Source organism: Chryseobacterium sp. 2TAF14 (assembly GCF_052115105.1).
In the GTDB taxonomy this organism is placed as follows: domain Bacteria; phylum Bacteroidota; class Bacteroidia; order Flavobacteriales; family Weeksellaceae; genus Chryseobacterium.
Genome location: NZ_JBFRGA010000223.1, coordinates 1 through 3,833 on the forward strand (window position 1 = coordinate 1; position 3,833 = coordinate 3,833).

Here is a 3,833-nt window from a genome sequence, read left to right on the forward strand (position 1 = left end):
CCATTTATCATTCTGGCGTACTTCCAAATCGGAAAACACTTTGCGATCAGAAGTTTTTTAACGATTTTACTAATCATCATCACCATTTTTTTCGTCCCTTTTCCGGAAGTGACCCATGACAAATTATTGGTCGCTGTGTTTGGCGGATTTTTTATGGGAATTGGAATCGGTTTATCTATGCGAGGTGGCGGAACTTTCGACGGTATGGAAGTTTTAGCCTTATTAACATTCAAAAAAAGCAGTTTTAGCATTACCGAAATTATTTTAGGAATGAATGTGATTATCTTTATCATCGCAACCGTTTTTCTTAAATTTGAAACCGCTTTGTATGCAATTATGACGTATCTCGTTGCAAGTCAGATTACCAAATATGTGATTGAAGGAATTGAAGCTTACACCGGAGTAACCATTATTTCAGGAAACAGTGAAGAAATTAAAAAAGCTTTGGTTTTAACGATGAATAAAGGAATTACGGTCTACAGAGGAGAAAGAGGTTTTATGAAAGAATCTTTTGAGCAAAGTCAGGATGCCGATATTATTTTTACCATCGTTACAAGATTGGAAGTAAGAAAATTACAGAATATCGTTCGTTCAATAGATCCGAAAGCATTTATTTTTACTCAGACTGTAAGGGAACCTCAAGGCGGAATTGTAAAGGAAATTGTGAAGCATTAAAGTTCAAATTAATAATAAATATTGCCTTGTAGAATTATTTTTACAAGGTTTTTTTGTTAATTTTAAACTTAAATTTTAATGAAATGGTAAAAAGAATCGTAGCCAATATAAAAACTGAAGATTTATCTAAAGCTGATGTATTTTATCATGATATTTTGGGTCTCGAAACATTGATGGATCACGGCTGGATCAAAACTTTTGGTAATGACGAAGAAGCAAAAGTTCAGATAAGTTTTGCAACTCAAGGCGGAAACGACACCGAAGTTCCCGATTTTTCTATTGAAGTTGATAATGTAGATGAAGTTTATGATAAAATAAAAAATTCAGGATTTGAAATTACTTACCAATTAACCAGTGAAGATTGGGGAGTTCGAAGATTCTTTGTGATAGACCCATTCGGAAAGCTCGTTAATATTCTTTCACATCAATAATTTTAATATGATTCGATTGATTTTAGTTAATTAAAAATCATTGCATTAAAAATAAAAATGTTAAAGCTTTATGTATTTCAATTGTAAGGCTTTAATTTTGCCTATCAACTATCAACTATCAACTATCAACTATCAACTATCAACTATCAACTATCAACTATAGAAAATGAAACGTTCCGGAACCGCAACTTTACCACTACACTACGGAAAAGTACCGCCTTGGCTTTACGAAAGAATGGCTGTACTCGGACTTTCAATCGTAGAAGTAATGTTGGCAGATTACGGAAAAAATGAAGTTCTTCGCAGATTGGCAGATCCGTTTTGGTTTCAGAGTTTTGGTGCAGTGATGGGAATGGATTGGCATTCTTCAGGAATTACAACTTCCGTCATGGGAGCTTTGAAACGCAGCATTAATCCCAATTCCAAAGAACTTGGGATTTATATTTGTGGCGGAAAAGGAAGATTTTCAAAAGAAACACCGAATGAACTTCTCGTTATTGCTGACAAAACGGGATTAAACGGAAACGATTTGGTTCGTGCAAGCAAGCTTTCTGCAAAAGTTGATAATACGGCGATTCAGGATGGTTATCAGTTGTATCTCCATAATTTTATTTTGTCAGACGAAGGAAATTGGGCAGTTGTACAACAGGGTATGAACGATGCAGACGGAACTGCGAGACGCTATCATTGGCATTCCGAGAATATGAAATCTTTTGTAGAAGAACCTCACAAAGGAATTCAGGGGATCAACCGTGGAAATATTTTAAATTTAACAGCAAATGAAGCTCACGAAAACCGCAAAGGAATTTTAGAAATTTCGCGCACCAATTCAGAAAAAATCATGCAGGATTTTGCAAATTTAATCCTTCCAAATCATCATGATGTTCGGGCTTCCGATGTTGATTTAAAAAAGCTCGGAACACTTTTGTACATGACAAGGGAAAACCAGCCTGAAAATTTTGAAGAATTGCTTTTATTGAAGGGAGTTGGGCCACGAACCTTGCAAAGTCTGGCTTTGGTAAGCGAAGTCATTCACGGTGCTCCTTCAAGATTCAAAGATCCTGCGAGATTTTCTTTTGCACACGGCGGAAAAGACGGTCATCCGTTTCCGGTTCCTATTAATGTGTATGATGAAACGATTTCAATTTTACAAAAAGGAATTGAAAAATCAAAACTGGGAAATTCAGATAAATTAAAGTCAATCAACAAATTACACACGGTTATTTCTGATGCTGAGAAAAATTTCACACCAGATTTTGATATCAATGAAGTTATTGAAGAAGAGCGTCAAAACTCTTGGAGATTTGGCGGTAAAACAGTATTTGGCGATGCTGAAAAACCTGGAAAATCTAAACCTATTCAGCTTTCTTTGTTTTAAATTAATTTATCAGATTAATCTTAAAGCTTGCTTAAATCTTTTCAATAATAAGTATTTAATTCAAAAAGCAACTCATCATTCTTAAAAACCTGTTTGCATTCTACTTTACAGTTCAAATAACTTAATAACTAATAAACTAAATAACTAAAAAAACTAAAAACCTTCCCAACTAATCAAAATTCAAAAAAATCACCTTCAATTCCGATAAAAATTTTAATTTTAAAACCTCAAAATATGTATTGAATGACCAGTAAAGCCTTCGACGTTTACCGTGATTTTCCTTTTTTCTTTCAGGAAGAGCTTGATGAAATTATTCAGGCGCACGAAAAAGTAATTTTTCAAAAAAGTGAAACGATACTTCAGGAAGGTAAAATGGCCAACGAATATTATATTTTAGCAAAAGGTTTGGCGCGTTCTTTTGTAAATGATTTCAACGGGAACGACGTAACGACCAACTTTTTTACAGAAAACGAGATCATTATCGATGTTTCTTCACTGTTTCAAAGAATTCCTACTCAGGAAAATATTGTCTGCATTACAGACTGCGAATGCTGGAAGATGGATTTTGATGTTTTTCAGGAGCTTTTTCACAAAATCCCGAATCTCAGAGAATGGGGTAGAGCGTGGATGTCGCAACAGTTATTTTTATACAAACAGCGCTCAGTAGAGATGTTTACGCTTTCAGCAACCAAACGTTATCTTCATCTTTTAGAACAAAAATCTCAGGTGATACAGTTTGCCCCTTTAAAACAAATTGCTTCCTATTTGGGAATTACAGACACTTCATTAAGCAGAATTCGTAAGGAATTGGTGTCGCATCCGAAGAAAAATTAAATCTTGTCTTATGGCAAGTTGATTTTCATGCCGACTTGGTAATTTTGGTTAAAAGTTTAACATCAAAAATTACAAAATGGAAATCAATCAAATTTATGTAAACCTTCCCGTAAAAGATGTTCAGAAAACGAGAGAATTCTGGACGAGACTCGGCTTTTCCATCAATGAACAGTTTTCCGACGAAAAAGCGATCTGTGTAATAATGAAAGAAGATCATATTTACACCATGTTTTTGAAGGAAGAGTTTTTTCAGACTTTTACAGACAGACCGGTTGCAGCAGGAGAAACTACTCAAACACTTCTTGCTATTAGTGTAAACAGCCGTGAAGAAGTAGACGAAATGGTAAAAACTGCTACCGAAAACGGAGGCTCGAAATATAGCGAGCCAAGAGATTATGGCTGGATGTATCAGAAAACTTTTGCAGATTTAGACGGGCATCAGTGGGAAGTACTTTTTTCAGACATGTCTCAGCTTCCTGCAGATTTCTAAATTTAATAATTAACCAGAATAAAAA

The 3,833-nt window shown here is 34.8% G+C and carries 5 protein-coding genes; all 5 read left to right on the top strand.

Annotation, left to right across the window (positions count from 1 at the left end):
• A partial coding sequence (locus tag AB4Y90_RS16330) for a YitT family protein (protein WP_441558632.1) occupies positions 1-675 on the top strand: 675 nt, incomplete at its 5' end.
• An 83-nt stretch (positions 676-758) separates the two neighbouring features.
• A complete protein-coding gene (locus AB4Y90_RS16335) occupies positions 759-1,106 on the top strand; it encodes a VOC family protein (RefSeq protein ID WP_441558633.1) in 348 nt (115 codons plus the stop codon).
• A gap of 166 nt (positions 1,107-1,272) precedes the next feature.
• Positions 1,273-2,484, top strand: a complete 1,212-nt coding sequence (locus tag AB4Y90_RS16340; protein WP_441558634.1) for a DUF763 domain-containing protein — start codon at positions 1,273-1,275, stop codon at positions 2,482-2,484.
• Between the two features lie 243 nt (positions 2,485-2,727).
• The gene (locus tag AB4Y90_RS16345; RefSeq protein WP_441558635.1) at positions 2,728-3,318 is read left to right on the top strand and encodes a Crp/Fnr family transcriptional regulator; all 591 of its coding nucleotides are present in this window, start codon (positions 2,728-2,730) and stop codon (positions 3,316-3,318) included.
• Between the two features lie 76 nt (positions 3,319-3,394).
• Positions 3,395-3,808, top strand: a complete 414-nt coding sequence (locus AB4Y90_RS16350) for a VOC family protein (protein ID WP_441558636.1) — start codon at positions 3,395-3,397, stop codon at positions 3,806-3,808.
• Positions 3,809-3,833: the final 25 nt, after the last annotated feature.